Genomic DNA, 25,877 nt, shown 5'->3' with positions numbered 1-25,877 from the left:
ATGGCGCGCTGCGCCTTAAATCCAGTCGATATCGTCGAAGCCACGGGTGATGTACCCACCCTTATCGGCGGACTCGCCCTCGAACCCGAAGAGCGGCCAGATCTCCTTTTGATTGTAGAGACTGACCACCAGGTTCCCCCGGATCGTCTGGAAAAAGGGCGTGGTGGAGATGCTGTGCAGGATCGCTGTCCGGTCGGCTTCCCAGCCGAGGCCGCGGTAGCCGTCAGTTGAACCGGCCTCCGCTGCGAGCCTGTCGAGCTCCGCAATACCCTCTTCGATGATTGCTTTGTGCGCTTCGTCCTTTGCGGCTTGTTCCTCGTGACCTTTGACAGCCTTTGCGTAATAGCGGTCGGCGATCTGGTCATGGGGATAAATATCGCGGGCGAATTGGATCAAGGTCGCCATGGTCTCGGGTTTCAGCGCTGTGACCTCCATGGCCCAGGCGCCTGATCGTGAAGAGACCATGCCGGCCGAGGTGACCAGCGCGACACCCACAGCCGCGCCGCTGGACGCCGCGAGAAACCCGCGGCGTGATAGTTTTTGCCTTTTACCCATTGTTTTCATTTATTTTTCCTCCCAAGGAAATGTCGGTATTCTTTGATTTTTCTATTATTTTGCCAGGCCCATGAAGTGGCCTTTATCAGGGAATCTGAGAGCCGCTAGCGATAGCGGCCATGCTGTTGAAGGACCTCGATTTTGTAACCGTCCGGATCCTGAACGAAGAAGAATTTCGCCATCAGCGCGCCATCCCGCTTGAACTCAACTACGTCTTTTGGGGCAAGACCGGACGCAGCGAAACGCTTGTGTTCCGCCTCCAGGTCCTCGACCGCAAAGGCGATATGGCCGTAGCCATCACCGTGCTGATAAGCTTCGCTTTGACTGTGATTGATGGTCAGTTCGAGCTCGAAATCCGCCGACTCGTTGCGCAGGTAGACGAGCGTAAAGCCATCGAACTCGTAACGATCAGCAACCGTCAGTCCAAAGGCCTTCTGATAAAAGTCGACTGAGCGCGCCTCATCGAGGACACGAATCATTGTGTGAATTGCTTTCGCCATCACATGCTTCCCTGTTTCACCCGGGCATGGCGCGGGCAGTGTCAGGGCGCGGAGTTATCTGAGTCGCCAAGCACTTCTGACTTCTGTGCGTGGGGATCAGAAATAGGATCCGCGCCGCTCTGTTACAGGAAGTCTAACCGGGCAGGAGGCTTGTCGGGTGTTATCCGGATACTACGCGGCAGCGCTATCGACGCTGCCGGTGCTCTCGGCTTTCACCTTGTCCAGATAAACGGTGCAGGCGCAGCGCAGCAGCGATGTAAAATTCCTGACTTCGCCGTGAATCTCCAGGACTTCATCATGAAGCGTCGAGACAAACTTCGGTACGGTCATGTCTTGGGACGCGGCGATCTCTTCCAGGAGCACCCAAAAGGTTTCTTCCAGTCGAATACTCGTACTCTGCCCGTTCAGCCGCATCGAGCGAGTCTGGCAGGCGTAGCTTTCAGGATCCTGTCCGGCAAAAATGTGACACATGACGTCCTCCCACCTCTTTTCCTTGCCCGCAGTATAGTCCGGCTTTGCGGCAGATGGCGCAGTTTTTGAGAAACAGGGAAATCCACTGCGGCGGCGAAGCTGTCATCAAAGCTACATCGAGTTGCGTTATGGTTTACTGGAAACGTTTCCAACGGAGCTAACAGGTGAGCCGGACCGTTACCATAAAGGATGTTGCTCTTCGCGCGAACTGCGGGGTCGCGACGGTCAGCCGTGTCCTGAACGACAGTGGTTCGGCCAGTCCAGCGGCACGACGGAGGGTCTGGGACGCGGCGAAAGAACTGGGTTTCGAATTCAGCGACATAGGCCGTGCCCTGCAAAGCAGCACAACGCGCACTATTGGCTGCGTGGTGCCATCGCTGGCAAACCCGGTCTTTGCGGATGCGGTGCAGGGCCTGCAGGAAAAACTCCAGCAGGCAGGTTATCAGCTGCTTTTGACCTGTTCGAACTATGACCCCGACAGCGAAACCGCGGCTATCCGCACCCTTCTTGCCAAACAGGTCGACGGACTGGTTCTGACGGTCTGTGATGCAGGCAAGAGTGAAGGCCTGCGCTTTGCCGGGCAGCGCGGCTTACCCTGCTGTCTGATGTTCAATCAACCGACAAAAGACCTGGCAGCTTGCTTCGTGAATAACTTCGAGGCCGCCCGTTGTGTTGCGAAGGAATTTGCCGCTGCCGGGCATAGGGATACCGGCTTCCTGGCCTTGAGGTTCGGCAGCTCGGACCGTTCGCGGCAGCGCTTCGAAGGATTCGTCAGCGGGTGCCGCGATTTCGGCATGGCGCCTCCGGTGCTGCTCGAGATCGATGAAGACGGCGATAATCTCTCGGCGCTTCTGGCGGACATGTTGACCGCACACTCGAAACTGAGCGCCATATTTGCATCAAACGATTTTCTCGCGATCGCGGCGATCCGCGCCGCCCGCCAACTCGGACGCAAAGTGCCCGCCGATCTCTCTATCGTCGGGTTCGACGGCTTGGAAATCGGCACCATGATGGAGCCAAGCCTGGCAACGATCGTCACCAGGCCGAAGCTGATGGGGCGAGGTGCCGCCGAAACGGTTCTTGCCGTGCTCACCGGCAACCCGCCACCGGATCCGCAGAATAAAAGTCTCTCATTCAATTTCCGTGAGGGCGGCAGCCTGGCTCCCCCTCGTAAGGCGGAAAAAAACGACGACGGAAAGGTGCCCGCCTCTCCGTCGTCTTCGCCAACTCTCCGCAAATCATGTGATGACAAGACAAAGGATTGACCTTGTGAAACATATTCTACCCGCCGTTCTCTTGGCAACCGCTCTGGCTGCACCTGCAAGCCTTGTGACCACTCCCGCGAGCGCTGCAGACGCGGTTTGCTATAACTGCCCGCCGCAATGGGCGGATTGGGCTTCGATGCTTAAGGCAATCGATGAAAACATCGATGTCCAGATGCCGCACGACAACAAGAATTCCGGGCAGACTCTCAGCCAGCTTCTGGCAGAGCGGAAAAGCCCTGTGGCCGACGTCGCTTACTATGGCGTGACGACAGGTATCAAGGCCGGTAATGAAGGTGTTGTCGAACCGTACAAGCCCGCTGGTTTTGACGACATTCCCGACGGCTTGAAAGATCCTGAAGGCAAGTGGTTCGCCATTCATTACGGGACATTGGGGTTCTTTGTGAATGTTGATGCCCTGGGCGGTGCCGCCGTTCCACAGTGCTTTGCAGATTTGAAGAAACCCGAATACCAGGGGATGGTTGGTTATCTCGATCCGTCGTCCGCGTTTGTCGGATATGCGGGCGCTGTCGCGGCCAACATGGCCTTCGGTGGCGATTTGAACAACTTCGACCCGGCGATCGCATACTTTAAGGATCTCGCGAAAAACGATCCTATCGTGCCCAAGCAGACGTCCTACGCGCGCGTCGTTTCCGGTGAAATCCCGATCCTGTTCGACTACGACTTCAATGCTTATCGTGGCAAATATGAAGAGGATGGCAATTTCGAGTTCGTGTTGCCATGCGAAGGTTCCGTCCGCGTTCCCTACGTAATGAGCCTGGTGAAGAACGGTCCGAACCCGGAGTTGGGTAAGCGCGTCCTGGATTTCATTCTGTCCGACGCAGGGCAGGCAATCTGGACCAACGCCTATCTGCAGCCGTCCCGCCCGGTCGAGCTCCCGGCCGAGGTTGCCGCCAAGTTCCTGCCGGCAAGCGATTACGCTCGCGCGGCGGCTGTCGACTACGCGGCAATGGAAAAGGCGCAGGCCGGTTTCGGCGAGCGTTATCTCTCGGAAGTCAAATAAAGCGGCGAATTGGACAGGAGGGGCGGGTCGGTCCGCCCCTCTCTTCATTTAGATATGACAAATCAACGTTTCCTACTCATCTGCCTTTTGCCGCTGCTCATCTTTTCCCTGGCATTTCTGGCGCTGCCGCTCATGCGCCTGTTTCTGGCTTCGGTCGAAGGCGCGTCGGGCTGGGCCGTCTATCTGGAAATCATCCAGAAACCCCGCTATCTCAGCGCCCTGATGCAGACGGTTCTGGTATCTCTCGCCGTTACGGCCACCGCGCTTGTCATCTCGACGACAGCGGGCCTCTTCCTGGCGCGAAACCGGTTTGCCGGCCGCGGCGTTCTTTTATCTATTCTGACGCTTCCTCTGGCGTTTCCGGGGGTGGTCGTGGGTTTCCTGATTATTCTTCTGGGTGGCCGGCAGGGTCTGGTCAACCAATTGACCCCGGGGCACGTGGTTTTCGCCTACTCAACCTTCGGCCTCTTTCTGGGATACCTTTACTTTTCCATCCCGCGCGTATTGCTGACGGTGATGGCCGCTACGGAAAAGCTCGACCGTGAACTGGAGGAAGCCGCCCGATCACTGGGTGCAAGCCCCTTCACGGTGGTCCGTGATGTCATTCTGCCCGGTCTGGGGCCTTCGCTGGTCGCGGCGGGCGCCATTGCCTTCGCCACCGCCATGGGTGCTTTCGGCACTGCCTTTACCCTCGCGACCAATATCGACGTCCTGCCGATGGTGATTTACACGGAGTTCACACTCTCAGCCAATATCGCGATGGCTTCCGCGTTGTCGATTGTCTTAGGCCTTGTGACCTGGGCGCTTCTGCTGATCGCGCGCAGCCTTTCCGGCACCACTGTCGCGGCGGGAGGTTAGAAGCGCATGCGGTTTTCCATCATCAAGGTCCTTCAGCTTGCGATTACTCTTTTGGCTTGTGCCTTTTTGCTTGTACCGGCCATCCAGTCGGTTCTTGCGGGCCTGACGGTCAATTACTTTAAAGGGGTGTCTTCCGGACTGACCTTGAAGTGGCTCTGGAAGGTCTGGGAGCTTTATGCCGACAGCGTCTTTCTCTCGATCTGGCTAGCGCTCTCCTGTCTGGTCTGCACCATCATCATCGGTGTGCCGGCGGCCTACGCGCTGGCAAAGAATCCGGGCTGGATCTCACGAATTCTGGAGGAATTCATCTCCCTGCCTTTGGCTGTTCCCGGGCTCGCGCTCGCACTTGCGCTGCTGCAACTCTACGGCACCATGCAGGGCTTCCGGACGTCCTGGAGTTTTATTCTCGTGGGTCACGTCCTTTACACGCTGCCCTTCATGGTGCGTTCGGTGCTCGCCGTGCTGGCCGCGATCGATCTCAAAACCCTGGAGGAGGGGGCTGCGACTCTTGGAGCGGGATCTCTGCGGCGGTTTTGCGATGTTGTCGTGCCCAACGCCATGCCCGGCATTCTGGCCGGCGCTTTGACGGTGGTCACGCTCTCGATCGGTGAATTCAATCTCACCTGGATGCTTCATACGCCCTATCTGAAAACCTTACCGGTCGGGCTGGCAGACAGCTACGCCTCGATGCGGTTGGAAATTGCCTCGGCCTACACGCTCATATTCTTCGTCATGATCGTGCCGCTGCTGACGGCTATGCAATGGGCCTCCAATCGTGCGCAGAGGATTTCGGCATGACACTCAGTTTGAAGAACGCGTCGAAAACCTACCCCGACGGAACAAGGGCGCTGCTGCCCAGCGATCTCGTCATCGAAACCGGCGAGATCGTCTCTCTGTTAGGGCCGTCCGGCTGCGGCAAGACAACTCTGTTGCGGATCATCGCGGGCCTGGAAAAACCTGATGAAGGGACCGAGGTCTGGTTCGGCAGCGACAATGTCACCCGTCTGCCTGTCGAAAAACGCAACGTTGGTATGGTGTTCCAGTCCTACGCGCTCTTTCCCAATATGTCGGTTCGCACCAACATTGCCTACGGGCTGAAAATGCAGAAGCGGCCCAGAGCGGAGATTGACCAAAGAGTGGAGGAAGTGCTGACGCTCTGCCGTCTCACTCCTCTGGCCAATCGCGCCGTAACCGCCTTGTCCGGCGGCCAGCGGCAGCGGGTGGCCCTGGCCCGGGCCTTTGCCCCCCGGCCACGACTGCTTTTGCTGGATGAACCGTTGTCTGCCCTGGACGCCGCGCTTCGTGACAGTCTGCGCGACGAGCTGTCCGATCTTCTCCGCAGATTTGGGATAACCGCCATTTTTGTAACGCATGACCAGAACGAGGCGATGGCTATAGCGGACCGGGTCGCGGTGATGTCGGATGGCCGGATCGAGCAGATCGGGAGCCCGGAAAACCTCTACCGGAATGCGGGTTCACCGTTCGTGGCCAGATTTGTGGGTAACGCCATGCGTCTGGGCAAGGTCGAGCAGGGGAGGACGCTAAGCCTCGAGGGCGGCCAGCTTTCGTTGCCTGATGATGGTACAGGCCGAGCGGTCTATGTGCGTGCGGAGGACGTTTGTATTGCCGATGACGGTCAACTCTCCGGCCGGGTCGAAAGCGTGACTTTTCTGGGAACCCACTATCGAATCGGTTTGAGTGGTGTGACCGGCACACTTCTGTTTTCACTCCACCCCGGCGCGAGCGCACCGAAGCCTGGCGAGCGCGTCAAGCTGAGAATTGCACCCGAAGCCTTGATGCTATTAACGGAAGATACAGCCCATCCATGACCAAGATCATCCAGTTTACCGACACGCACATCATTCCCGAAGGCTCTCTCGCCTATGGAAAAGTCGATACCGCAGCCGCACTGGCCGCAACGATCGAAACCATTAATCGGATGCTCCCCGTCATTGGTCCCGTGGACATGACCATTGTCACCGGGGATCTAACCGACGCCGGCGGGGAGGCGGAGTACCGGCATTTTTTGAGAATCATGTCCGCGCTGAAAACTCCCTACCGGGTCATCCCCGGCAACCACGACTGCGCAGACAACATACGCCGCTGTTTTCCTGACCGCAGCTGGATTTCCGAGAGCGGTCCGATGAACTGGATCAGCGATTTCGAGGACTTCGCCCTTATTGGACTGGACAGCCAGGTCGAGGGGCGCCCCTACGGCGATCTCAGCGCGAAAACCCTGCGGTTTTTGCAGGCCGCGCTTTCAGAGCTCGGGAAAAAACCCGCTCTCGTCGGGCTCCATCATCCGCCGGTCAAGGCCGGAGTAGACGCGATGGACAGACAAAACCTGCGGGAGAGCGGCCCCTTGAGAGAGATCCTCAACGCACACGAAGATGAAGTCAGGGTGATCTGCGGTCATCTGCATCGCAGCGTGACGGCGATGCTCGGTGGCGTGATGTGCCAGATCGCTCCCGGAACCTCCCATGCCGTAACTTTGAACCAGATCCCTGATGCAGCGAACAGTCTGACCATAGAGCCCGGTGGTTTCATGCTGCACGAATGGCGTGACGGCTTCGTCTCCCACATGATTCCTGTCGGACGGTATGAGGGGCCGTACCCCTTCACCGGACATCAATAAATGGAGCTGACAAGGGGCTGAAACTGAACGGCAACAGCATTTTCTTCGACGAGTTCATTAGCCGGGGTTTGGCGCCCAGCGGAGATAGAGGAGATCGCCGCGGACCTCGTAACTCTCGAGCTGTCGAAGAAAGCTCATGCCCAGCAAAGAGTTGGACATCGGGGCTTCGTTGATCGAGACCCGCACGTTCCGGAGCCTCCGGTCGCCGATCCAAAGTTCGTTCAATACAGCGCTGGCACCTCTGACAGTTCCATTGGCTGTCTCGAAAATCTGGTCGAATCTCACTTTGGTCAAATCGAACCCGAGTCTCTGCGCATCGCCCGGGCTCAGCACAACGAGCGAAGCACCTGTATCGACAAGGAAGCGAATGGGGACCCGGCGGGACTCCGCATCAACGTAAAAGTGACCGTCACGGGCTCGGCTGTAAGTGACTTCATTGGGGCCGGTCTCACTGCCATAGCCCGGCACGAGGCCGCTCATGATCCGCTGTCCAAAGGATTGGAGTTCGTAGCGATAACTATAACCGCCGGCCAGGACGATAAAGATAACGCCCCAAAGCACTGCATAACGCAGATAGCGGGCCAGATCGGATTTCCCAAGGCGCCGGACGCTGAATGCGGAAACCAGGATCGCGAGGCCCAGTGCCGAGAGATAAACCAGGGAGATCTGCTCATCCTGGTTTGAAAGGGCCCCGGGGAAGCTCTGGGTCAGATAGTAAAGCGCCAGCGCGCCGCCAAGCACGACAATAAGGATGATCGCAAGCCCGGACAGACCACGCCGCGGCGGTTCCTGATCCTCATGGCGATTGGGTTGAGGTGCGCTCATAACGTCTCTGACTTGCCGCTGTTACATCGTTTATACGCGAGTTTCAAACTGACAATTAGACTGTCCGGCACCGGATCCGGCATGTCAGCAGGCCTCACCCTACAACAGATTTGGACAGACGTCCCTTCCGTCAAGTCCGCAAGACTCGATAAACCCATGATGGAATCCAATGAGGCCTCGACACATCCCAGAGTCTTATGCAAACAGCTTCAAAGGCCTTAACCATAATTTGTAAGCAAACAAATTTTTTTAACAAAGTGCGAATATTTTTAAGTAAAATCAAAGGAATAAAGCGTCCCGCCTCATTCTTGTTACAAGCGCGACCAGGGAGTCCACGGCTTCGGGCTTGCGTGAGCGGTGCCAGCCTGCTGTAAACCATCAAAACAACCGCATTCGGCAGAATACGACGACGCTGAATAGACCCGACGGCGAACAAGGACAGATGATCAACATTCTCGTAACCGGCCTCAAGTGGCTGCTCGGCATCTTGGCGGCCTCGGTTCTCGCTTTGGCAATTGTGATGGCCATTATCGGCCGTGAAAATACCTGGGCTGTGTTATTCGGAGCTCCACCCCTGGAGCGTATAGATTTCGCGGCACTTGAGCCGCGCGATAAGCCAAACAGTTTTCTTCTCTGTCCGGAAGGGTTTTGTGAAAAACGGGCCTTTGATAGAGAGAGTCCGCGCTATGAAATTCCCGCAGCTCAACTCGCTCCCATTGTCCGCCGGATCGTTGAAGCTACGGAAGGTGTGCGCCCGGACGATCGCGAGCGGCCCGCAATACTTCAGCCTTCCGAGTCCGCGGGCCTGGCCGCCGAACCGGCGATGCAATGGGATTACATTGCAACCACCCGTCATCTGAAGTTTCCTGATCTGGTCACGCTCCGCATTATTGAAACCGGCGAAGGAAGCTCGACCCTCGCGATCTATGGTCGGGCGGTTTACGGACGTAAGGACTTCGGCGTGAACCAAAACCGGATTGCCGCTTGGATCGAAGCCATCGAGATCGCTGTCGCCAATGCAGACTAGAGCTCCCGTTTCTTGGAATTTTCGATGCTACCCTGAGGATTGATGTACTCGAGAACTGACATGATCAGAGTATTATCTTCGTTTGTCGGACTTGGCCTGCTTCTCGGCGCCTGCAGCTATCAAAGTGAAGTCTTCGGACCGCCGATTTATGCCATCTACAAGATGCCTGTCGAAGAAGCGCGCAGTCATCTGGCGGGACGAACGGTGATGACATTCGTCGACGTCTACAGGGATTGCACTCTTCATCAGACCGGTCAGTACTATTACCCGGTCTGCAACGAAACGCCCGGTCCGGGCACGCAGGTCGAATATCTGGCGGAAAACGGGCGCACGTATTTGTGGTTTCCCGGAAACCGGCGCCTTGTGTCTGGAAGCTGGACAGTCCGCCGGTGGCGCGAAAAGTATGAAATCTGTTTCAGCTACAGCCGCGCGAGCCGCGATTTCGTCACCGGCGCAACCGGCGATAACCTGACCTGTGATCTGTTGTCCAATTATGCGGAAACCATCACCGAAATCCGGCAGGAGGACAGTTTCGATCTGTCCAGTGACACTTTGCCATTTGTCCTCAAGCGCGATCAAACGACCTTCGAAGCCCTTTTGACCAGGCTGCAGTCGGGAAATTGAAAAAGCGGACGAGACGTCGATTCTGACAAAGTTCGGATACAAAATCTCGTGTTTACAAGTTGTTACGGTGCAATCAGACTTGTTAACTATTGATTAACCACATTCTGCCAAGGTCTTCCTGGAGCTTTTTAGGCTTTTTGGGGAAAATCCATGGCACAGGTCAATTCCGCAGCCGACATGCGTTTCAGTAATGCCGCGTCGAAAGATCTGGCATCCGAAAAACCCGGCCCGCGTGGCAGTTCTGCGCACGACAGCTCTGCGCACGACAGCTCTGCCGAAGACAGCTCCATTGATGACCGGCGTTCCTGGCAGCGATTCATGCTCGAATCCCCAGCCAGTATTACTCTTCAGGTTTCCGGACACGATAATTTCGAAGATGTTGAGCTTGTTGACGTCTCTCTGGGCGGTTTCCGCCTGCACTTTGACCATGACCTGCCGCCCGGAAGTGAAGTTGCCATAGATCATCCGACCGCCGGCACCATGCGCGGCAAACTGGCTTGGCAAACGGGTGGTGATATCGGGATTCATATGATGGAAGACGATAATCGGCGTACCTATCTGCTGCGCCTGATCAGTATGATCCTTCACAATGAAGTCCGGGTCACCTCGCTTTAACTTTTTTAAGAAATAACTGCTCGGCGTATCTCCTTGAGGTTGTAATCGCCTCGGGCTTTGAGAATACTGTCGTGATGTTCCGCAGACTTCATCGGCCTTACACCGCCGTTCACACATCGCGCCTGATTGCCCTTTGTGTTTCATTCCTGATGATGCTTTCCGCCTGTTCGGGTGTGGGGGTCGTCGCGACTTCGGATCCAAATAAAAAGCTCGCACAGGCAGAAGACATGCAGTCTTCAGGCCGCATTGCAAAAGCGCGGCAGCTTATGAGCGAGGCGGCAGAACTCTTTTCTGCAGAAAAGGATCAAGAGGGCGTTGCAGAAGCCTATCGCCGAACGGCTTTTCTGATTCGGATTTACGGCGACGGTACAATTCTCGGCAGACAAAACACCGAAGAAAGAAAACTGGACGTCACAACCGCGGACAAGTCCAGTGCCTATTTCGAACGCGCTCGTGCTATACAGCAGGAGTTGGAAGACTATGCCTTGGTGAGTCACCTGGAGTACAACATCGGTGTGAACTACGCCCTATCAAACCGCACGCGCGAGGCCTGTTCGGCGTTTGACCGCAGTTTAACCGCCTACAGGGCCGAGAAAACGCGGCGTCCCGAGCATGATCCCGAACTGCCACCGGGTATCGCCAGCTTCGAGGCTTTCATTGACCAGGCCAGACTGGAAGCCGGCTGTGCCTGAAGTTCCGCTCGGTGGAGCCGAACGGGTCGTCCCAGAGGCCATCGACCTGATCAGGGCCGGCCCTGATGATCTGGATGCGCTCAGCAGCCTGGTGGCCGAGTACCATGCTTTCGAGCGGATCGATATGCCGGAAGACCGCAGGCGTAGCGCATTATCACGACTGCTCGCAGATCGCTCCCTCGGTGAAGTCTGGTTCGTCCATGACCTGGAAGAACGGATCGGTTACATCGCGATCTGTTTTGGTTACTCGATCGAGTTTGCCGGACGTGATGCTTTCATCGATGAGCTGTTCTTAAAAGAGACCGTGCGGGGCAGGGGGATCGGCAGTCTTGTGATCCGCGAGGTCACCACCCAGCTTGCGAGTACAGGCATCGCCGCCCTTCACCTGGAAGTCGACAACCACAATTTCGGTGCACAGCGGTTTTATGAACGGCATCGCTTTCAAGCGCGCAGGAAATACCACCTCATGTCACTCGATCTGACGGCCCGGCAGCCCTGACTCCCAGCCGCAGGAACTGCTACTGCTCTTCCTGTTGAAGCTTGAAGGTTTCGCTCGGCGTCTCGCCGAACTCTTCGCGGTAAACCTTGGCGAAATGCCCTCCGCTGGAAAAACCGGCCGCGTAGGCGATTTCCGTAATCGTATGATGTTGACGCAGCAGAATGAGATCGCGGGCAAATTTCAAGCGGATCGAGCGGACAAATGCGGCCGTCGTCAATCCGTGGGTCTCCTTGAGGCGTCGGCCCAGAGTTTTCTGGCTCATACCCAGAGCTTCTGCCAGTTCCCGGGCGCCAAACCCCTCCTCGGAGACATGATCAAGAACACACTCGGTCGCCTGGTCCGCCATGCGTTGCTCCGCGGACGGCATCGTTTTTCGTTCCGGGTTGTCGCGCAAACTGGCTTTGAGAGCCTCAATCTGTGTGTTGGCGACCTTCAGAATTTCCTCGTGTTTGGCCTCGGCCGCGGTGACGTCACGCCGCAGCAGCGCGGACTCCGCCAAAGCCGCCTGCTCCTGTTCTCGGGTCGCCCTCACCATGGTCGAAATCGCCAGCATCATAAACGTGGTCTCTCCCATGATCGCGAGATAGTAACCCCAGGTGATAGGCCGCAGCAGAATAAGCTCATAAGCAAAAGCGGCCCGCGTGATCTCAAGCGGAAAGGCAAAGAAATAGACGGCTACCGAAAGGCCAAGGGTGAGTGACAGGAGCGCACCGGATACGGCTGTCGCCTGCGGCAGGCCTTCACGGACCCTTTTGAGCGCTACGGCGAGAAGAGCCAGAGGGCAGACAAAATAAGTCAGATGCAGGGGCGTGGATAACCTCCAGGGATCAATTGCCGACAGACATGTCGTCACGAGCGTCAGACCCGACAAAAGCCACAAAAGGCGCCACTCACCAGGTCTACTTCTGTCGATCTTCAAGAGCACGCGGCAGTACTGAATATTGGCCAGAACGCCCAGTCCGGCGATGGACTCTGCAAACGGCATGACGCTCGTCACTGGCAGAGTCACATCCAGGAAACGGCTGAGCCATCCATCGTAGATGAAGGAAAATATGAAAAAGCAGGCCATGTTTATGGCGTAGAATTGGTAAAAGCGTGCCTCGACGTGGCGAAACAGAATGACGCAGAAAAGCGTAATGGCGCCGACATACCCCAGGAACACGGCTGTCATGATAAGCGTCAGGATCGTCCAGTCCTGGAAGAGTTCCGGCGTCATGATGACCGGTGTTATTCTTGGCGCGAATGTCCCTGTAATCTGAAGATAGAAGGTTTTCGTAACATCTGGACCGATGGTGATCGGCAGGCCCGTTTTGACCGCAGTGTTTACGCGCTCCTCTACAGGAAGACTGCGGCCGTTCAACGCCCTTTCCACAAGTCCGTCGGCGTTTTCTTCGAACAAGACGACTCTGTCGTAGATGAATTCCAAGAACGCAACAAACCAGGTTTTTGCCTCGTCCTCTTCATTCGTGAGCGTAAACCGAAGCCACAGAGCCTGATCCGGAAGCGGGGCTTCGAAAATGGCGATGCAGTGGCCCGGAACAAAAGTCTGGTCTGTTACATCGTCAGGTCGAACGCGTCCCGATGGATCCAGAAAAAAGTCCGCCGATAGGGGCTTCAGCCGGTCCTGGAGCTTCTGGGTCAGTGTGTTCCGTTCGCCTGCTGCCGAATCCGAAACTTCTGCGGGAGGGCAGACCGGACGGCCGTTATCCGCCCAAACCCCGGAAACCCCACTACAAAAACACACAAAAGCTGCCAGGAAGAGGACCTTCCCGGGCATCACTTTATTCCAAAACCGCTGCCGAAACGCTTCTACCCTGCCCAGCATGGGGATGTTTTTTTCTCTCACCGTTGGCTTTTTGGGATATGCCGTTATTTGGCGGAAGCATCACTGCTTCTGCTTCACAAAAGGACGAATCAGGCCCCCGCCACTGATTACCAGAAAATAAACATATCATAGTGTGTTCTGAAGAACCCAGTTCTTATGGGGGTTGTGTATAAAGTATTCGTGAAAGCGAAAGGTAAGACTTCAGGTCTGACGCGATGTATCGCCTCTCTACCCGATCCCCGCACAGATGCAAGCGACCACTCATCGAGAAATGCGCGGGGGAGGGCAGTCCGATTCTGGCAGGCGATTCGATGCTTGAGTGATGGTGCCGGGATTTACACCGAACCGGTGTTATAACGTTTTGGACAAAATCGCATCTATAAGGGACAAACACCCGTTTCCTCTTCAAATTTGAGCTCTCGACTGTCTTTCTTCAGAAACGGGCAGGCCGGACGGCCTTGCCGGTACTGCTCCAGGCAGATCGAGGAAAGATGGTTCGTGACTTTGACAAAAAGCTGAAGCTGACTGGGATAGCTCTGCGTTGCCGGACAGCGAAGGAGCTTTACCAGAAGCTTCGAGCGCATGGCACGGGCCTCAGCTTTGAGCTGCAGAGCTTTTACAAGTGGATGCAGGGCAAAAGTACGCCGCGCGCTTCTCAGGTCTATGTTTCCTGGGCGCAGTTGCTTGAGCTCGATGCGTCGCCCGCATTTCTGGGGGCCTGCAGCCTTGAGCAGTTTGCCGATTTGATCGTGACGGGCCACCGTCTCGATCGGGCCTCTGTCGACAGCTTCTTGCAGCAGTGGGCCGAGCCGGGGGCAAACCCGAATGCGGGCGAGGAAGGCACAGTCAGCCTGGGATGGCAGGAGACCATGAAAGGTACTTACCTCTGCTACAGCCACGCACTGACCTTCCAGGACCGTCACCCGGTGATCCGCGGCGTCTTACAGCTCGATCTCGGCGCGCAACTGCACTCAGCCATGCGCGCGCACTACATTGAGTCCATTCACAGGGTCCCACTTCGGTATTTCGGCGCGGTGACCCGGCGCAACCGCTTGATCGGGATCGACGTCAGTGAGCGTGATCAGCGCAGCGACCTTTACTTTAATCTCTATTCTCCGGACACGCCGGCGAACTTTATGTTCGGACACAAAGCTGGCGCGTCATTGGAGGAGGACATGCCTCATCCCAGTATCAGCCGGGTTTTGATGATACGTCTGCCGGCCGCAGGAGCAAAAGGGACGGCGGTTAAAGCGGCACCTCTCTCAAGTCCACTTGAGGGTTCTATCGTCGAAGACCTCATTTTGGCCGGCCTGGATATCGCGCCGTCGCAAGCTCTGGAGCGGACGCTGATGGATACGCTGAGCGGAGCCCGCATGAACTCTGTTGACCGGTTGAGCATTCAAGACAGTAAGCGCTTAAACAAGATTCTGGGTGGCAGATGCACCAAAGGCAGGCCACGGAACAACGTCGCAACAGTCACGGAACGGAAGGTCGAGTGAGGTTTTGCTCTGACAAATCCTGTCTCGCAAGGACTAACCCCCCGTAAAGATTTCCACAAATTTCCAGTGCTTTCACGACGGGTGTCGTGCCTATTCCCGATAGCATGCGGCCGCAACTTGAGCCGACACAATACTTCTCCATGGGGAATCGGTGTAATGAAATTATTCTCGGCCGTACTGGCCGGCCTGATGTTAGTCGGGACCCTTGCGATCTCAAATGCCAAGGCAACCGTCATTTACGAACAGGGCCCGTCGGGAACCAAAAACACGAATGCAGCCACGAGTGATGGTAAGGCTTTTAACAGCAACTTCGAAAGAACCGCTTTCGATGACTTCCGCCTGTCATCCGCCTCAACGGTGACTTCGCTCACCTGGATGGGCAAGGTGTTCCCCAGTACCACCTTTGAAATCGGCTTTTATGCGCACAGCGGATCGAGGCCGGCCAGCACGCCGCTGTTTCAAATCACGTTGGATCCCGTGATAACCCAGGATAGTGATTTTTCCTTCGTCTACCACTATGAGGCGGACTTGGGCGCCGGCTTGTTTCTTGAGGCGGACACACGCTACTGGCTATCGATCACTGATGTTTCCGATGATCTTCGGGTCTGGGGTTGGCTGGCGGACCAGGGGGGATCCAGTCTCTCCAGGAACAACAACGGCGTTTTCAGCAATTCGAACCTGAACCTCTTCTTCTCGCTCAACAGCAATCCGGTTGCCGTTCCCGAGCCTGCAACTCTCAGTTTGTTTGGTCTCGGTTTGATCGGCCTTTCGGCAGCGGGTTTGCGCCGGCGAAACTCAATGGCCTCAAGGATGTCAGCGAGAGACCATTTTCGCTGCATCTGAAGCCATAGTTTTTCGATTTGACACTGCCGTTCAGGACATTTTGGATTGGGATCGCGTACAGCGGTGAGCGGGTTTTTCTATGCGACCCGAACCGAGTGTTTCTTCAGACATTAGCGGATAGAGTAAATACACATAGAAGCAGTGTTGTATATTTTAGACAAACTTGCCCACAAACGGGACAGAAACTCAATTTCTCTTCGTTTTCTCGCTGAAAGACCTATCATTTTGAGTGAACGGAGGAATTTGAGAGCAGTTTTTCTGCCTTAGCACTTTGCGTAAAGGTTGCCGCGTTATGCTCGGTAAAATGCGGGTTACTCAAGCAACTCAAAAAGATCGCCGTATGCAGAAGTCAATCACCCGGCGCCTCCCCTGTTTTTTTTTGTGAGTCTGGCTCCAAAGTCTTGAGGCTAAAACTCGTTCAAGGGGCATCTGGGAAATGACTGATCCAATGAAGGCCGCCAGCAATGAGATAGCGCCACCATCTCCGCCGGAACCGGTTATGGCAATTGTTGTTCAAGCGCTGACTGGCTTCCAATTCAAAGCTGCATCGCGTGCCCGAAGTGATGCTGAAAAGGTCATCCGGTTTTCAACCAGCGCGATAAATCAAGCTGCTATCATTTCAAACAATTGCCATAGCGCTTTGAAGAAGGATATCGGCGCGGAGCCTGCGTCGGGTAAGTATCGCGGACCGCTGCCGAATGATGCCGCTTCAATTCCCGCACCCGCAGAAGCGTTCCAGATATGGCAGCGCTCCCCGGACTCACCAGCAAGTGCCAAAGACATAGAGTTTAAGGACCTCACGTCTGCGCTTGCAAAGTTGCTGGCACAATGGATTGAGAAGAGCAAAGACCTGTCGGGATACAACGCGCCAACTTACGTTATGAGCTCGAGCGGCGCCGGCGTTGAGGGGGTCACGGTCTATAAAACAAATGCGCCAATGAACCCCAAAGAGTCGGAAACAGAACCTCTCGTTTTCGTTTTTTATCTCAACAATCCCTTCATCGGCTCGACTGAAGCCGGTGGCTTTATCATGAGCAGGTTTGAATTCGAGAGTCTTTTCAGCAACAAGGACGACCCTGAGCTTGACGATGTTATCGACTACATTCAAAAGTGGAAACTCTACACATCAGAGAACTACAGAGCGGCCCGATACCCGGAACGCCAAAAAGCGGGCTTGTTTACTTATTATCTCGAATACGGGGCTTCCGGAATCGTGACCTTTCAGCTCAGTAGGAGAGTCTGATACCGAATCGTAGTAAGGTACAGTGACAGCGCTGTCATGCCAGTTCACAAGTGCATTTTGAGCCCGCCAGAAGTGTTCACTTCTTCGTCAGTTCCCGCATGGCGGCATCCAAGCCCTCAAGGGTCATGGGGAACATCCGGCCTTCCATAAGCTGCTGAATAATGCCGATCGAGGTGGTGTAACCCCAATAGGCTTCTTTCATGGGGTTCAGCCACACTGCCGAGGGATAAGCCTGGAGAAGGCGTTGGATCCAGACGGCGCCGGCTTCCTTGTTCATATGCTCCACGCTGCCGCCCGGATAGGTGATCTCGTAGGGACTCATGGAGGCGTCGCCGACAAAGACAAGCTTATAGTCGGATGGGTAGGTGTGCAGTACTTCCCAGGTGTCGGTGGTGTCGTTCCAGCGGCGGCGGTTCTCGCGCCACAGTGCTTCGTAAGGGCAGTTGTGGAAGTAATAGTATTCCAGGTGCTTGAACTCGCTGCGCGCGGCCGAGAAGAGCTCTTCACAGGTCTTCACGTGCGGATCCATAGAGCCGCCCACATCGAGCATCAGCAGCAGCTTCACGGCGTTGTGCCGTTCTGGCACCAGCTTCACGTCCAGCCAGCCGCCGTTGCGCGCCGTGGAGGAAATGGTGTCGTCAATATCGAGCTCTGTGGCCGCTCCCTCGCGGGCGAAGCTGCGCAAGCGGCGCAGAGCCATCTTGATGTTGCGGGTGCCGAGTTCGACGTTTGAATCCAAATCCTTGAACTCGCGCTTGTCCCAGACCTTGACCGCGCTGAAATTCCGGTTGCCGTCCTGGCCGATGCGCACGCCCTCCGGATTATAGCCGTAGGCGCCGTAAGGCGAGGTTCCGCCGGTGCCGATCCACTTGCTGCCGCCCTGATGCCGGCCTTTCTGTTCTTCCAGCCGCTTTTTCAGGGTTTCCATCAGGGCGTCCCAGCCGCCCATGGCCTTGATCTTGGCCTTTTCCTCGTCAGTCAGGTTCAGTTCGGTTAGTTTGCGCAGCCATTCCTCGGGGATTTCCGCTTCATCCCCTGAGCCCTCGGCCTTCTCCAGGCCCTTGAAGACATGACCAAAGACCTGGTCGAAGCGGTCCAGATAGCGTTCATCCTTCACCAGAACCGTGCGCGCCAGGTAATAGAAGTCATCGACCCGGAAGTCCGCGACCCCGGAGACCACCCCATTCAGCAGATCGAGGTATTCGCGCAGGGTCACCGGCACTTCGGCATCGCGCAGTTCAAAGAAGAGTTTCAGGAACATCGCTTCGCAGCCCTAATGGAGGTGGTCTGTCTCTCTTTGGCGATCAGGTCCGCTCCCGGCGGTTCAGAAATGCGAGACGCTCGAAGAGGTGGACATCCTGTTCCGACTTGAGCAAAGCACCGTAGAGCGGCGGGATCATGCTCGAACGGTCATGAGACCGCAGGATATCCTCGGGCATATCCTCGGACATCAGCAGCTTAAGCCAATCGAGGAGCTCGGAGGTCGAGGGTTTTTTGCGCAGGCCGGTGACCTCGCGGACCTCGTAGAAAACGGTCAAAGCATCCCGCAGAAGCTGCTGTTTTACATCGGGATAATGAACCTGAACAATCTTTTCCATGGTCTCCCGGTCCGGGAAGCGGATGTAGTGAAAGAAGCAGCGGCGCAGGAAGGCATCCGGCAGTTCCTTCTCATTATTGGAGGTAATCAGCACGATCGGACGGTTGCGCGCCTTGACCAACTGCTGGGTCTCATGGACATAGAACTCCATCCGGTCCAGTTCCTGCAGCAGATCGTTTGGGAATTCGATATCTGCCTTGTCGATCTCATCGATCAGAAGAACCGGCGCCACATCGGCCTCAAAAGCCTCCCAGAGTTTGCCTTTGATGATGTAGTTCGCGATGTCGTTGACCCGGTCATCACCCAATTGGCCGTCACGAAGCCGCGCGACGGCATCGTATTCGTAGAGGCCGTGCTGTGCCTTGGTGGTCGACTTGATATTCCATTCAATCAGGTTCCGGCCCAACGACTGCGCGATCTGTTCGGCGAGCACGGTCTTTCCCGTTCCCGGTTCCCCTTTGACCAACAAGGGCCTCTCGAGTGTGATGGCCGCATTCACGCCCACCTTCAAATCCTCAGTCGCGACGTAAGCATCGGTGCCTTGAAACTGCACGCTGTTCCTCCTCGGAGACGACAATATCCGGCGCCCACTTTTGGGTGCGCCGCACAAACACGCCGCAGATTAGAGTTTGATCGCCCATTGTAAAAGACGTGAATCACAGCTTGAACTGATGCGCCGCAAAACCGTATAGCATTAGGGTCTTGTCCGGGCAGGGTCATGCCCGCCGTCAATCAGGAGTCGGCCGTGTCCGAAAATCCATCTCCCGTCATCGGTATTATCTGCGCGATCCCAGATGAAATCGCCCAGTTCGGCAGCGCTTTCAAGCAGGAAAAGGTCACGAGCCATGGCGGTTTCGCGTTCGCCGAGGGGGAGCTGGAGGGAAAACACTGTATTTTGGTCGAGGCGGGCATGGGCAAGGTCAATGCCGCTGTGGTCGCGACAATCCTGGCTCAGGAATTTGCCTGTAAAAGCCTGCTTTTCTCCGGGGTCGCGGGGGGATTGGACCCCGCATTAGGGGTCGGCGACGTCATCGTCGGCAAACACCTGATTCAGCATGACTACGGCATCATCAACAATGGAGTGACCGAGAGCTACCACCCGGGTCACCTGCCGATCTTCGCGCCCAGTGAACGCTTCGGTTATTACCTGGACGAAGGCCTGGCCTCCCGGATCGGGACGGCATTGGAGGGCTTCGAACTCCCAATGCTCTCAGCCGAGGCGGGCGGTGGCGAGGCACGGACGCCAAAGCTTCAATTCGGCACGATCCTGACCGGAGATCAGTTCGTGAACTGCACCGCGACCCGCAACCGTTTGCACAACGAGCTGGGCGGGCAGGCGGTCGAGATGGAAGGCGCCGCGGTCGCCCAGGTTGCCGAACGCTTTGGCATTGACTGGATTGTTGTCCGCTCACTCAGCGATCTGGCTGGTGAGGAAAGCGGGATGGACTTCATCAAATTCCTCCACGAAACCGCCGCCGGTGCCGCCATTGTGCTGCGGCGCCTGATCCGCGTTTTATGACCGACCTCACAGGAGATAGTGCGTGCCCGACACTCCAATGACGCTCGGCGTCGACCATATTGGCCTTGCCGTCCAGAACCTCGAAGCTTCCGAAGGCTTCTTTGTCAACTGCCTGGGCTGGAAGAAGGTCGGCGGCAAGCCGGATTATCCCTCTGCTTTTGTCTCGGACGGCACTTCGGTGCTGACGCTCTGGCAGGTGGAAGACCCCGACAGCTGCGTAACCTTTGACCGCAGACAGAACGTCGGACTGCACCATCTGGCGCTCAAGGTCGCGGATGAGGCCGCTCTCAACGCTTTGTTCGAGAGCGTCTCAGCCTGGCCCGGCGTGACGGTCGAGTTCGCCCCGGAACCCTCCGGCGCGGGGCCAAAGATCCACGCGATGATCAAGGATCCAGGGGGTGTCCGGGTCGAGTTCGCCTACGATCCGCGCTGATTGCCTCTGCTGGATTGCCTGTACCGATTCAAAGAGAGCGTTAGTCTATCTCAACGACCCTGCCGCTCCTCGCGGCCTCTTTAATCGCTGCGATGACCTTGAGCGCTCTTAAGCCGTCCGCTCCGGTGACATGAGGCTGCGCCGTCCCTCGCGCGACCTCTGCGAAGTGACGAAGCTGGAGGATGAGGGGATCGGCGGTTTCAGCCTCCAACAGATTGCGATCAAGAGGTGCGTGCCACCCCTGTTCGTCAGGGTTCGCCCAAAGACTCAGATCCGGAATGGAGAGCGACCCGCGTGTGCCGCCGATCATGTAGGAGAAAGCGCCTGTCGCCGGGTAGGAAGGGTTTTCGGCGGCGGTCAGCTCCCAACTCCAGGGCGACGTCACGGTATCGGACACGGTAATGGTCCCCAGAACACCGCTTTTAAAGCGCAGGATGACGACTGCGGTGTCCTCGACATTATTAGCCCGGACAGCATTCGACTCCGCGGACTGAACAGCGGCAACGTCCCCACATAAGTGCAGTAAGAGTTCGACGTCGTGGATCAGGTTAATGAAGACCGGACCGGCACCGGGCTCCCGCCGCCAGGCTACATCGAAATAACCGTCAGGTTTGTAGAGCCAGCAGAGTGCGTTGACGGCGACGAGATCTCCAAGACGTCCTGAGAGAATCTCGGTTTTGGCTTTTGTTATCAGCGGGTTGTATCTGCGGTGGTGTCCGACCAGAAGCGGGACTTGGGACGCCTTTGCTGCGGCAACGAGCCGTTCTGCGCCCGCGACGTCACTGGCCAGCGGTTTTTCGATCAGCACCGGCACATCAGCCGCAATACATGCCAGGCCGTCGGCCTCGTGACTCTGATTGGGGGTAGCGGCAACTACACCATCTGGTCTTTCGGACGATAGCAGGTCTCTCAGGTTCGGATAGATCGGAACCCCCAGCTCCGCCGCTACAGCAGCCGCAGAGGGCGAGGGGTCGGCGATAGCCGCCAGCGTGCCTTCGTTCGCAAGGATTTCCGCGTGGCGTTTTCCGACGAGGCCGACGCCGGCAATTGCAAGCCGGGCAGGCGGGGGTTTGCTTGCTGTGCTCATGCCCCATCTTTACTCAAGCGCTCGATCCCTATCCAGCCTTTGTCACGCTGAATGCAGCTCTTTCTTGCGGACGCAGGCCGGGTGATCCCAAAACGGCTCGCCGGAACCGCAGGTGAGCGGGCTGGGGTACTGTATGGAGAAGTTTCGGAACTCTCCTAGACGACCGGAGAAGGCCCGAGTGGTGTCGTGATCGGCTGTGAAAATAAGCTGGTATGCGCAACAGGTCCTAGCGCCGGCAACCAACTAAATGGTCGTCGACGCTAAAACCCGGGTTGTCTGCGTAGGCGCAGGTGAATTCAGGTACCGAACTGTCCGCTTAAACCGATACGTCCACTAAGCTGCCGCGACCCGAAGCTTCAGCTGGCGCAGGATCTTCATTCCGAACAACCTCAGAACGATCACTGGCCTCAACCGGCCGTGTCGTCTCAGGCGCTGTTGACTGGGAAATCCTCGGTTGGTTTGCGACGAGGGACGGAGCCGCAGAAGTATCGCCATCGCGCACTGCTGCCGGCGTTATGGAGCTCTGAATAATCATAGAGCGTATATATTGTTCAATTCCGAAAATGTCAAGAAATTATTATTTCTTTACTATTTTTTTACTTACTAATTTTTCGACTAATTTGAATAAATTTTTATTTATTTCAATCGCCGGAGTTTTGATGACCAAACTAGGCGTCTGTTTGAAAAGCAAAAATGATCATTGCAGTGTCCCGACGCCGCCTGCTACCCCTTAGGGTGTTGGCTGTCGTTTCTGCGGAACGAGGCATTGCCTCATTTAAAAAACCGTCAAAACAGCCAATGTGTTGTTGTTCGTTTCCGCTTTAGTGCTGCCCGGTATGTTGCTGCATTCAGGCGAAAGCGGCAGTAAAATCAAAGGACCTGAGCGTTTTCATTGTTGAAATGAAAAAAGGACCCAGGTTCTACATCATAATTTTTGAGGGCGATTCGCGCTCTTGACCGGGTTCGGCAAGAGGGAGCGCACTCTAGGTGAACGGAGTCCATCGTGGAGACATCAGAAATCCTGCGCATCCAGAGCTATCTGCGTGAAAAATTCAACACCGACCGGATCACGCTCGACATGAAGACCAAAAAGAGCGATTCGATTGAGGTCAGTATCGGTGGTGAGTTTATCGGTGTTATCTACAAGGACGAAGACGAAGGCGAAACCTCTTATGCCTTCAATATGGCCATTCTCGACATCGATCTTCCGCCCGCAAACTGACCTGCCCGCAAACTTATCTGACACCTCCGGAGTCCGTTTAGGTCCAGAGCCGCTTCACATCGCCACGGTTCTGGACGACGCAGTGCCGGCCACCTGAAATTCCCCTGGTTTTGCGGTTAGTTTTTGTGCTCGGTCTCACGGGCACAGGAAATACAAGTCGTCGCGGTCGGATCGAATTCGAGGCGCTTGACCGCGATGTCGTCGCCGCAGAGCAGGCAATAACCGTAATCGCCCTCAGCAATGCGGTCCAGGGCAGCTTCGATGCGATTGAGTTCGATGGAACGGCGGCGTTCCGTCTCGAGTGACATAGCTTGAACCTGCAAAGCGTCCATACGTGACAAGCGACCGACACGTGTCTGGTCGAGTTCAACGGGCCGTCGCTGATCTTCACTGCTGGCTGTCAGCCCCTGAAGCTCAGCACGTCGATCGTGCAGTCGCTTGGTCATGGCAGGAATATCGATATCGGTTCGATCGGTCACAGGAACCCGCAGGATAGCAGCAAAATCAGCCGTCCGTATAGTGTAGACATATATTTCTCCTAAAACCGTGCTCAACCACGCAACCGGCGCAATGCAATTCTTGGTCGCTATACTCCTTTCTTATTCCCGTTTTCTGCAAGCGAATCGCCCCTCACTCACAGGCAAAAAACCTGCCGAGCGCATGTCTAGGGCCGCATTGACGCGAAAATGCGGATCCGGAGGCCGTTTAAACGACGTGAAAAGCGGCAGGCGAAGAATAAATCATATTCGATGTAAATTTCCGTTGCCCTTTCGGATTAGAAGGTTATAACTCCCGCTCCGTGACACCGGGCCATCGGCCCGATCCATGCATGCGGCTGTGGCGGAATCGGTAGACGCGCAACGTTGAGGTCGTTGTCCTGGAAACGGGGTGGAGGTTCAAGTCCTCTCAGCCGCACCAAGTTCGGACCATTGGGCCGGACGCTATGGATGTCACGAGACAGGATCGGGTTTGAGTTTAGAGCCTGACCGACTGATGCGGATGTGGCGGAATTGGTAGACGCGCATGCTTCAGGTGCATGTTCCCGAAAGGGAGTGGAGGTTCAAGTCCTCTCATCCGCACCACCTGACCCGGAAGAACCCCGGGAGCCTGGGATAGCTCCCAAATCACCCAAAATGACAGGATGGCGGCAACGTCTGCGACCGTGTTTTTCCAGTTCGCCATTTGGATGGCGCCGAATTCACAGCGACATTTCAAGCTGGCGCTGGCTCATAAGAGCTGACTTCAATAGGGTATGGGATTGGGCTGTCTGTTCGGGCGCTAATTGGTGTGAAAACGCTGCACTGCAGTCACAACATCGCGTGGTTTCGCACTGGCATAGATTACGGCGGATGCCCATATGTGACGCAACCCGGGATTGGGCTCTCGTCTGAGTATGCATTTCCATGGTTTTACGAACTGACGCGGCAACAGGGATAAAACAGGGATGACGATCAAGAACGATCGGAAAACGGGCGGCAAACATGAGCCAGGCAGGCACAAACCGGTCCATGCCTTGAGCTTTGCCGGGCGCCTGCGCAACTATTTTCTCGCAGGTCTGCTGGTCGCGGCACCCGTCAGCATCACGTTCTGGCTGGCCTGGAAATTCATTTCCTTCGTCGACAATACCGTACGCCCCTTGATCCCGGTTAAGTGGAATCCCGAGACCTATCTGCCCTTCGCGCTGCCCGGCTTGGGCCTGGTGGTCGTTCTGATCGTGCTTACAGCTGTCGGCGCGGTGACAAGAGGCTATCTCGGACGCCTCATCACACGAGTGAGCGAAGGCGCAATTTCGCAGCTCCCGATCGTGCGCAGCGTTTACAGCTGGACCAGGCAGGTTTTCGAGACCGTGCTCTCGCAGAAATCGACCGCCTTCCGGGAGGTGGTGCTGGTCGAGTACCCCAACCGGGGAACCTGGGCTGTCGGCTTCATAACCGGCAGGACCGAGGGCGAGGTCCAGGAACTGACCAGTGAGACGGTGGTGAATGTCTTCGTACCCGCAACGCCCAACCCAACGACCGGGTTCCTGCTGTTCATCCCGGAACGGGACGTGCACCACCTTGATCTGACGGTGGAAGAGGGCATCAAGCTCGTGATCTCAAGCGGTATCGTAATCCCGCCGGAGAATGGAACCGCAGACGGTCGCGCCCTGGAGCGCAGCAACGGAAACGGCACCGGCAAGAAAAAGGAGCCTGAACCGGAGGCGCACAGCTCACATCAGCTCGGTTTCATCGGCCGCCTCAGAAACCGTTTTTTCACCGGTGTGCTGATCACCGCTCCCATCGGCATCACCTGTTGGCTCGCCCTTGAGATCGTGACGTTCATCGACGATCGGGTCACGCCGCTGATTCCGGCCAGATGGAACCCCGAAACCTATCTGCCTTTCAGTATTCCCGGCCTCGGCGTCCTCGCATTGGTCATCTCCCTTACCCTGATCGGCTTTCTAACCGCCGGGCTGGTGGGACGCAGCATTGTGCGCTTCGGCGAGAACCTGCTGGACCGTATGCCGGTCATCAGAGGCCTCTACGGCGCTCTCAAGCAGATTTTCGAAGCCGTCTTCCAGCAGCAGTCCAATGCTTTTCGCGATGTCGTACTGGTGCAGTATCCCCGCAAGGAAAGTTGGGCCATCGGCTTTTTGACCGGCGGATCGAACTACCGGATCACCGAGGCGGGCCCGAAAGATGCCGTGAACATTTTCCTGCCGACCACACCGAACCCGACGTCCGGCTTTTTGCTCTTCGTGCCGCGAGAGGAAACCCGAAAGCTCAGCATGACGATCGAAGAAGGCATCAAGATGGTCGTGTCGGGCGGTATCGTCACGCCTCCGGACCGGCGACCCGAAGCCGGTGGCGGTAAAGCTTCAGACCCCGACGATCCTGGCAGGCCTCCTGAAGGTGTGGAGCCCGTCGCCAAGGCGGGCTGACGCGCAAGCCAAGTCCCCCTCGCTTCACTGCTCAAACCAGCGAGTTTAGGCGCTGTCCGCTTTTTGCCTGCGAACCTGCCACCTCGGGAGCCTCAACCCTGC

At 56.4% G+C, this 25,877-nt stretch carries 27 protein-coding genes and 2 tRNA genes; 20 read left to right on the top strand and 9 right to left on the bottom strand.

Going from position 1 to position 25,877, the window contains the following annotated elements; all coding sequences use genetic code 11:
- Positions 1-15: 15 nt before the first annotated feature.
- From FKG95_RS16595 to FKG95_RS16585, 3 genes are all read right to left on the bottom strand, one after another.
- Positions 16-564: a twin-arginine translocation signal domain-containing protein gene (locus FKG95_RS16595; RefSeq protein ID WP_142897495.1), complete on the bottom strand. Its 549-nt coding sequence runs from the start codon at positions 562-564 to the stop codon at positions 16-18.
- 95 nt (positions 565-659) lie between these two features.
- Complete coding sequence (locus tag FKG95_RS16590) at positions 660-1,055, bottom strand: VOC family protein (RefSeq protein WP_142897494.1); 396 nt, start codon at positions 1,053-1,055, stop codon at positions 660-662.
- Between the two features lie 171 nt (positions 1,056-1,226).
- Complete coding sequence (locus FKG95_RS16585) at positions 1,227-1,526, bottom strand: ribbon-helix-helix domain-containing protein (protein ID WP_142897493.1); 300 nt, start codon at positions 1,524-1,526, stop codon at positions 1,227-1,229.
- A gap of 164 nt (positions 1,527-1,690) precedes the next feature.
- On the opposite strand from FKG95_RS16585, the gene FKG95_RS16580 reads away from it, so the two are divergent.
- From FKG95_RS16580 to FKG95_RS16555, 6 genes are read left to right on the top strand one after another with little or no spacing between them, the layout of a single operon-like run.
- Positions 1,691-2,791: a LacI family DNA-binding transcriptional regulator gene (locus tag FKG95_RS16580; RefSeq protein ID WP_142897492.1), complete on the top strand. Its 1,101-nt coding sequence runs from the start codon at positions 1,691-1,693 to the stop codon at positions 2,789-2,791.
- A gap of 4 nt (positions 2,792-2,795) precedes the next feature.
- A complete protein-coding gene (locus FKG95_RS16575) occupies positions 2,796-3,812 on the top strand; it encodes an ABC transporter substrate-binding protein (protein ID WP_142897491.1) in 1,017 nt (338 codons plus the stop codon).
- Between the two features lie 54 nt (positions 3,813-3,866).
- Positions 3,867-4,670 carry an ABC transporter permease gene (locus tag FKG95_RS16570; RefSeq protein WP_142897490.1) on the top strand — a complete coding sequence of 268 codons (804 nt, stop codon included), beginning with the start codon at positions 3,867-3,869 and terminating at the stop codon, positions 4,668-4,670.
- 6 nt (positions 4,671-4,676) lie between these two features.
- Positions 4,677-5,468 carry an ABC transporter permease gene (locus FKG95_RS16565; RefSeq protein ID WP_142897489.1) on the top strand — a complete coding sequence of 264 codons (792 nt, stop codon included), beginning with the start codon at positions 4,677-4,679 and terminating at the stop codon, positions 5,466-5,468.
- A complete protein-coding gene (locus FKG95_RS16560; protein WP_142897488.1) occupies positions 5,465-6,499 on the top strand; it encodes an ABC transporter ATP-binding protein in 1,035 nt (344 codons plus the stop codon). The genes FKG95_RS16565 and FKG95_RS16560 overlap by 4 nt, the downstream gene beginning before the upstream one ends.
- Entirely contained in the window at positions 6,496-7,305 is an 810-nt protein-coding gene (locus FKG95_RS16555; RefSeq protein ID WP_142897487.1) for a phosphodiesterase, read from the top strand. Before FKG95_RS16560 ends, FKG95_RS16555 begins: the two co-directional genes overlap by 4 nt.
- A gap of 57 nt (positions 7,306-7,362) precedes the next feature.
- Here FKG95_RS16555 and FKG95_RS16550 read toward each other — a convergent pair whose 3' ends face one another.
- Positions 7,363-8,130: a retropepsin-like aspartic protease family protein gene (locus FKG95_RS16550; RefSeq protein ID WP_142897486.1), complete on the bottom strand. Its 768-nt coding sequence runs from the start codon at positions 8,128-8,130 to the stop codon at positions 7,363-7,365.
- A 442-nt stretch (positions 8,131-8,572) separates the two neighbouring features.
- On the opposite strand from FKG95_RS16550, the gene FKG95_RS16545 reads away from it, so the two are divergent.
- From FKG95_RS16545 to FKG95_RS16525, 5 genes are all read left to right on the top strand, one after another.
- Positions 8,573-9,157, top strand: coding sequence for a DUF1499 domain-containing protein (locus FKG95_RS16545; protein WP_142897485.1), 585 nt, complete (start codon positions 8,573-8,575; stop codon positions 9,155-9,157).
- A 60-nt stretch (positions 9,158-9,217) separates the two neighbouring features.
- On the top strand, positions 9,218-9,781 hold the full coding sequence (locus tag FKG95_RS16540) for a hypothetical protein (RefSeq protein ID WP_142897484.1): 564 nt from the start codon (positions 9,218-9,220) through the stop codon (positions 9,779-9,781).
- 150 nt (positions 9,782-9,931) lie between these two features.
- Positions 9,932-10,396 (top strand): PilZ domain-containing protein, encoded by a 465-nt coding sequence (locus FKG95_RS16535; RefSeq protein ID WP_142897483.1) that lies wholly within the window; start codon positions 9,932-9,934, stop codon positions 10,394-10,396.
- A 74-nt stretch (positions 10,397-10,470) separates the two neighbouring features.
- The gene (locus tag FKG95_RS16530) at positions 10,471-11,088 is read left to right on the top strand and encodes a hypothetical protein (RefSeq protein ID WP_142897482.1); all 618 of its coding nucleotides are present in this window, start codon (positions 10,471-10,473) and stop codon (positions 11,086-11,088) included.
- Positions 11,081-11,587: a GNAT family N-acetyltransferase gene (locus FKG95_RS16525; protein WP_179954128.1), complete on the top strand. Its 507-nt coding sequence runs from the start codon at positions 11,081-11,083 to the stop codon at positions 11,585-11,587. The genes FKG95_RS16530 and FKG95_RS16525 overlap by 8 nt, the downstream gene beginning before the upstream one ends.
- A 19-nt stretch (positions 11,588-11,606) precedes the next feature.
- Here FKG95_RS16525 and FKG95_RS16520 read toward each other — a convergent pair whose 3' ends face one another.
- Positions 11,607-13,364, bottom strand: a complete 1,758-nt coding sequence (locus FKG95_RS16520) for a helix-turn-helix domain-containing protein (RefSeq protein WP_179954127.1) — start codon at positions 13,362-13,364, stop codon at positions 11,607-11,609.
- 539 nt (positions 13,365-13,903) lie between these two features.
- Between FKG95_RS16520 and FKG95_RS16515 the strand changes: the two genes are divergently transcribed.
- From FKG95_RS16515 to FKG95_RS16505, 3 genes are all read left to right on the top strand, one after another.
- The gene (locus tag FKG95_RS16515) at positions 13,904-14,911 is read left to right on the top strand and encodes a hypothetical protein (RefSeq protein WP_142897479.1); all 1,008 of its coding nucleotides are present in this window, start codon (positions 13,904-13,906) and stop codon (positions 14,909-14,911) included.
- Positions 14,912-15,028: 117 nt separating this feature from the next.
- A complete protein-coding gene (locus tag FKG95_RS16510; protein WP_142897478.1) occupies positions 15,029-15,754 on the top strand; it encodes a PEP-CTERM sorting domain-containing protein in 726 nt (241 codons plus the stop codon).
- A 436-nt stretch (positions 15,755-16,190) separates the two neighbouring features.
- The gene (locus tag FKG95_RS16505) at positions 16,191-16,997 is read left to right on the top strand and encodes a hypothetical protein (protein WP_142897477.1); all 807 of its coding nucleotides are present in this window, start codon (positions 16,191-16,193) and stop codon (positions 16,995-16,997) included.
- 76 nt (positions 16,998-17,073) lie between these two features.
- Here FKG95_RS16505 and FKG95_RS16500 read toward each other — a convergent pair whose 3' ends face one another.
- Both FKG95_RS16500 and FKG95_RS16495 read right to left on the bottom strand, forming a co-directional pair.
- The gene (locus FKG95_RS16500) at positions 17,074-18,258 is read right to left on the bottom strand and encodes a vWA domain-containing protein (RefSeq protein ID WP_142897476.1); all 1,185 of its coding nucleotides are present in this window, start codon (positions 18,256-18,258) and stop codon (positions 17,074-17,076) included.
- 43 nt (positions 18,259-18,301) lie between these two features.
- The gene (locus tag FKG95_RS16495; RefSeq protein WP_142897475.1) at positions 18,302-19,147 is read right to left on the bottom strand and encodes an AAA family ATPase; all 846 of its coding nucleotides are present in this window, start codon (positions 19,145-19,147) and stop codon (positions 18,302-18,304) included.
- Positions 19,148-19,339: 192 nt separating this feature from the next.
- Here FKG95_RS16495 and FKG95_RS16490 point away from each other — a divergent pair, with 192 nt between their 5' ends.
- Together FKG95_RS16490 and FKG95_RS16485 are read left to right on the top strand one after the other, a co-directional pair.
- Positions 19,340-20,113 (top strand): 5'-methylthioadenosine/adenosylhomocysteine nucleosidase, encoded by a 774-nt coding sequence (locus FKG95_RS16490; RefSeq protein ID WP_142897474.1) that lies wholly within the window; start codon positions 19,340-19,342, stop codon positions 20,111-20,113.
- A gap of 22 nt (positions 20,114-20,135) precedes the next feature.
- Positions 20,136-20,546: a VOC family protein gene (locus tag FKG95_RS16485; RefSeq protein ID WP_142897473.1), complete on the top strand. Its 411-nt coding sequence runs from the start codon at positions 20,136-20,138 to the stop codon at positions 20,544-20,546.
- A gap of 40 nt (positions 20,547-20,586) precedes the next feature.
- Here the strand turns inward: FKG95_RS16485 and FKG95_RS16480 are convergent, their stop codons facing one another.
- On the bottom strand, positions 20,587-21,633 hold the full coding sequence (locus FKG95_RS16480; protein ID WP_142897472.1) for a Gfo/Idh/MocA family protein: 1,047 nt from the start codon (positions 21,631-21,633) through the stop codon (positions 20,587-20,589).
- A gap of 1,003 nt (positions 21,634-22,636) precedes the next feature.
- Between FKG95_RS16480 and FKG95_RS16475 the strand changes: the two genes are divergently transcribed.
- The gene (locus FKG95_RS16475) at positions 22,637-22,855 is read left to right on the top strand and encodes a DUF3126 family protein (protein ID WP_142897471.1); all 219 of its coding nucleotides are present in this window, start codon (positions 22,637-22,639) and stop codon (positions 22,853-22,855) included.
- 116 nt (positions 22,856-22,971) lie between these two features.
- Here FKG95_RS16475 and FKG95_RS16470 read toward each other — a convergent pair whose 3' ends face one another.
- Positions 22,972-23,334: a TraR/DksA family transcriptional regulator gene (locus tag FKG95_RS16470; RefSeq protein ID WP_246116808.1), complete on the bottom strand. Its 363-nt coding sequence runs from the start codon at positions 23,332-23,334 to the stop codon at positions 22,972-22,974.
- Positions 23,335-23,686: 352 nt separating this feature from the next.
- Between FKG95_RS16470 and FKG95_RS16465 the strand changes: the two genes are divergently transcribed.
- From FKG95_RS16465 to FKG95_RS30200, 3 genes are all read left to right on the top strand, one after another.
- Positions 23,687-23,773 (top strand) — tRNA-Leu (locus FKG95_RS16465).
- A 77-nt stretch (positions 23,774-23,850) separates the two neighbouring features.
- A tRNA-Leu gene (locus tag FKG95_RS16460) sits at positions 23,851-23,937 on the top strand.
- A 362-nt stretch (positions 23,938-24,299) separates the two neighbouring features.
- Positions 24,300-25,775, top strand: a complete 1,476-nt coding sequence (locus tag FKG95_RS30200; RefSeq protein WP_246116807.1) for a DUF502 domain-containing protein — start codon at positions 24,300-24,302, stop codon at positions 25,773-25,775.
- Positions 25,776-25,877 lie beyond the last annotated feature (102 nt).

The sequence above is a fragment of the Denitrobaculum tricleocarpae genome (assembly GCF_007004665.1).
GTDB lineage: Bacteria > Pseudomonadota > Alphaproteobacteria > Kiloniellales > Kiloniellaceae > Denitrobaculum > Denitrobaculum tricleocarpae.
Note: the sequence above shows the minus strand (reverse complement) of the source record. Positions and strands in the feature narration are given on the sequence as shown.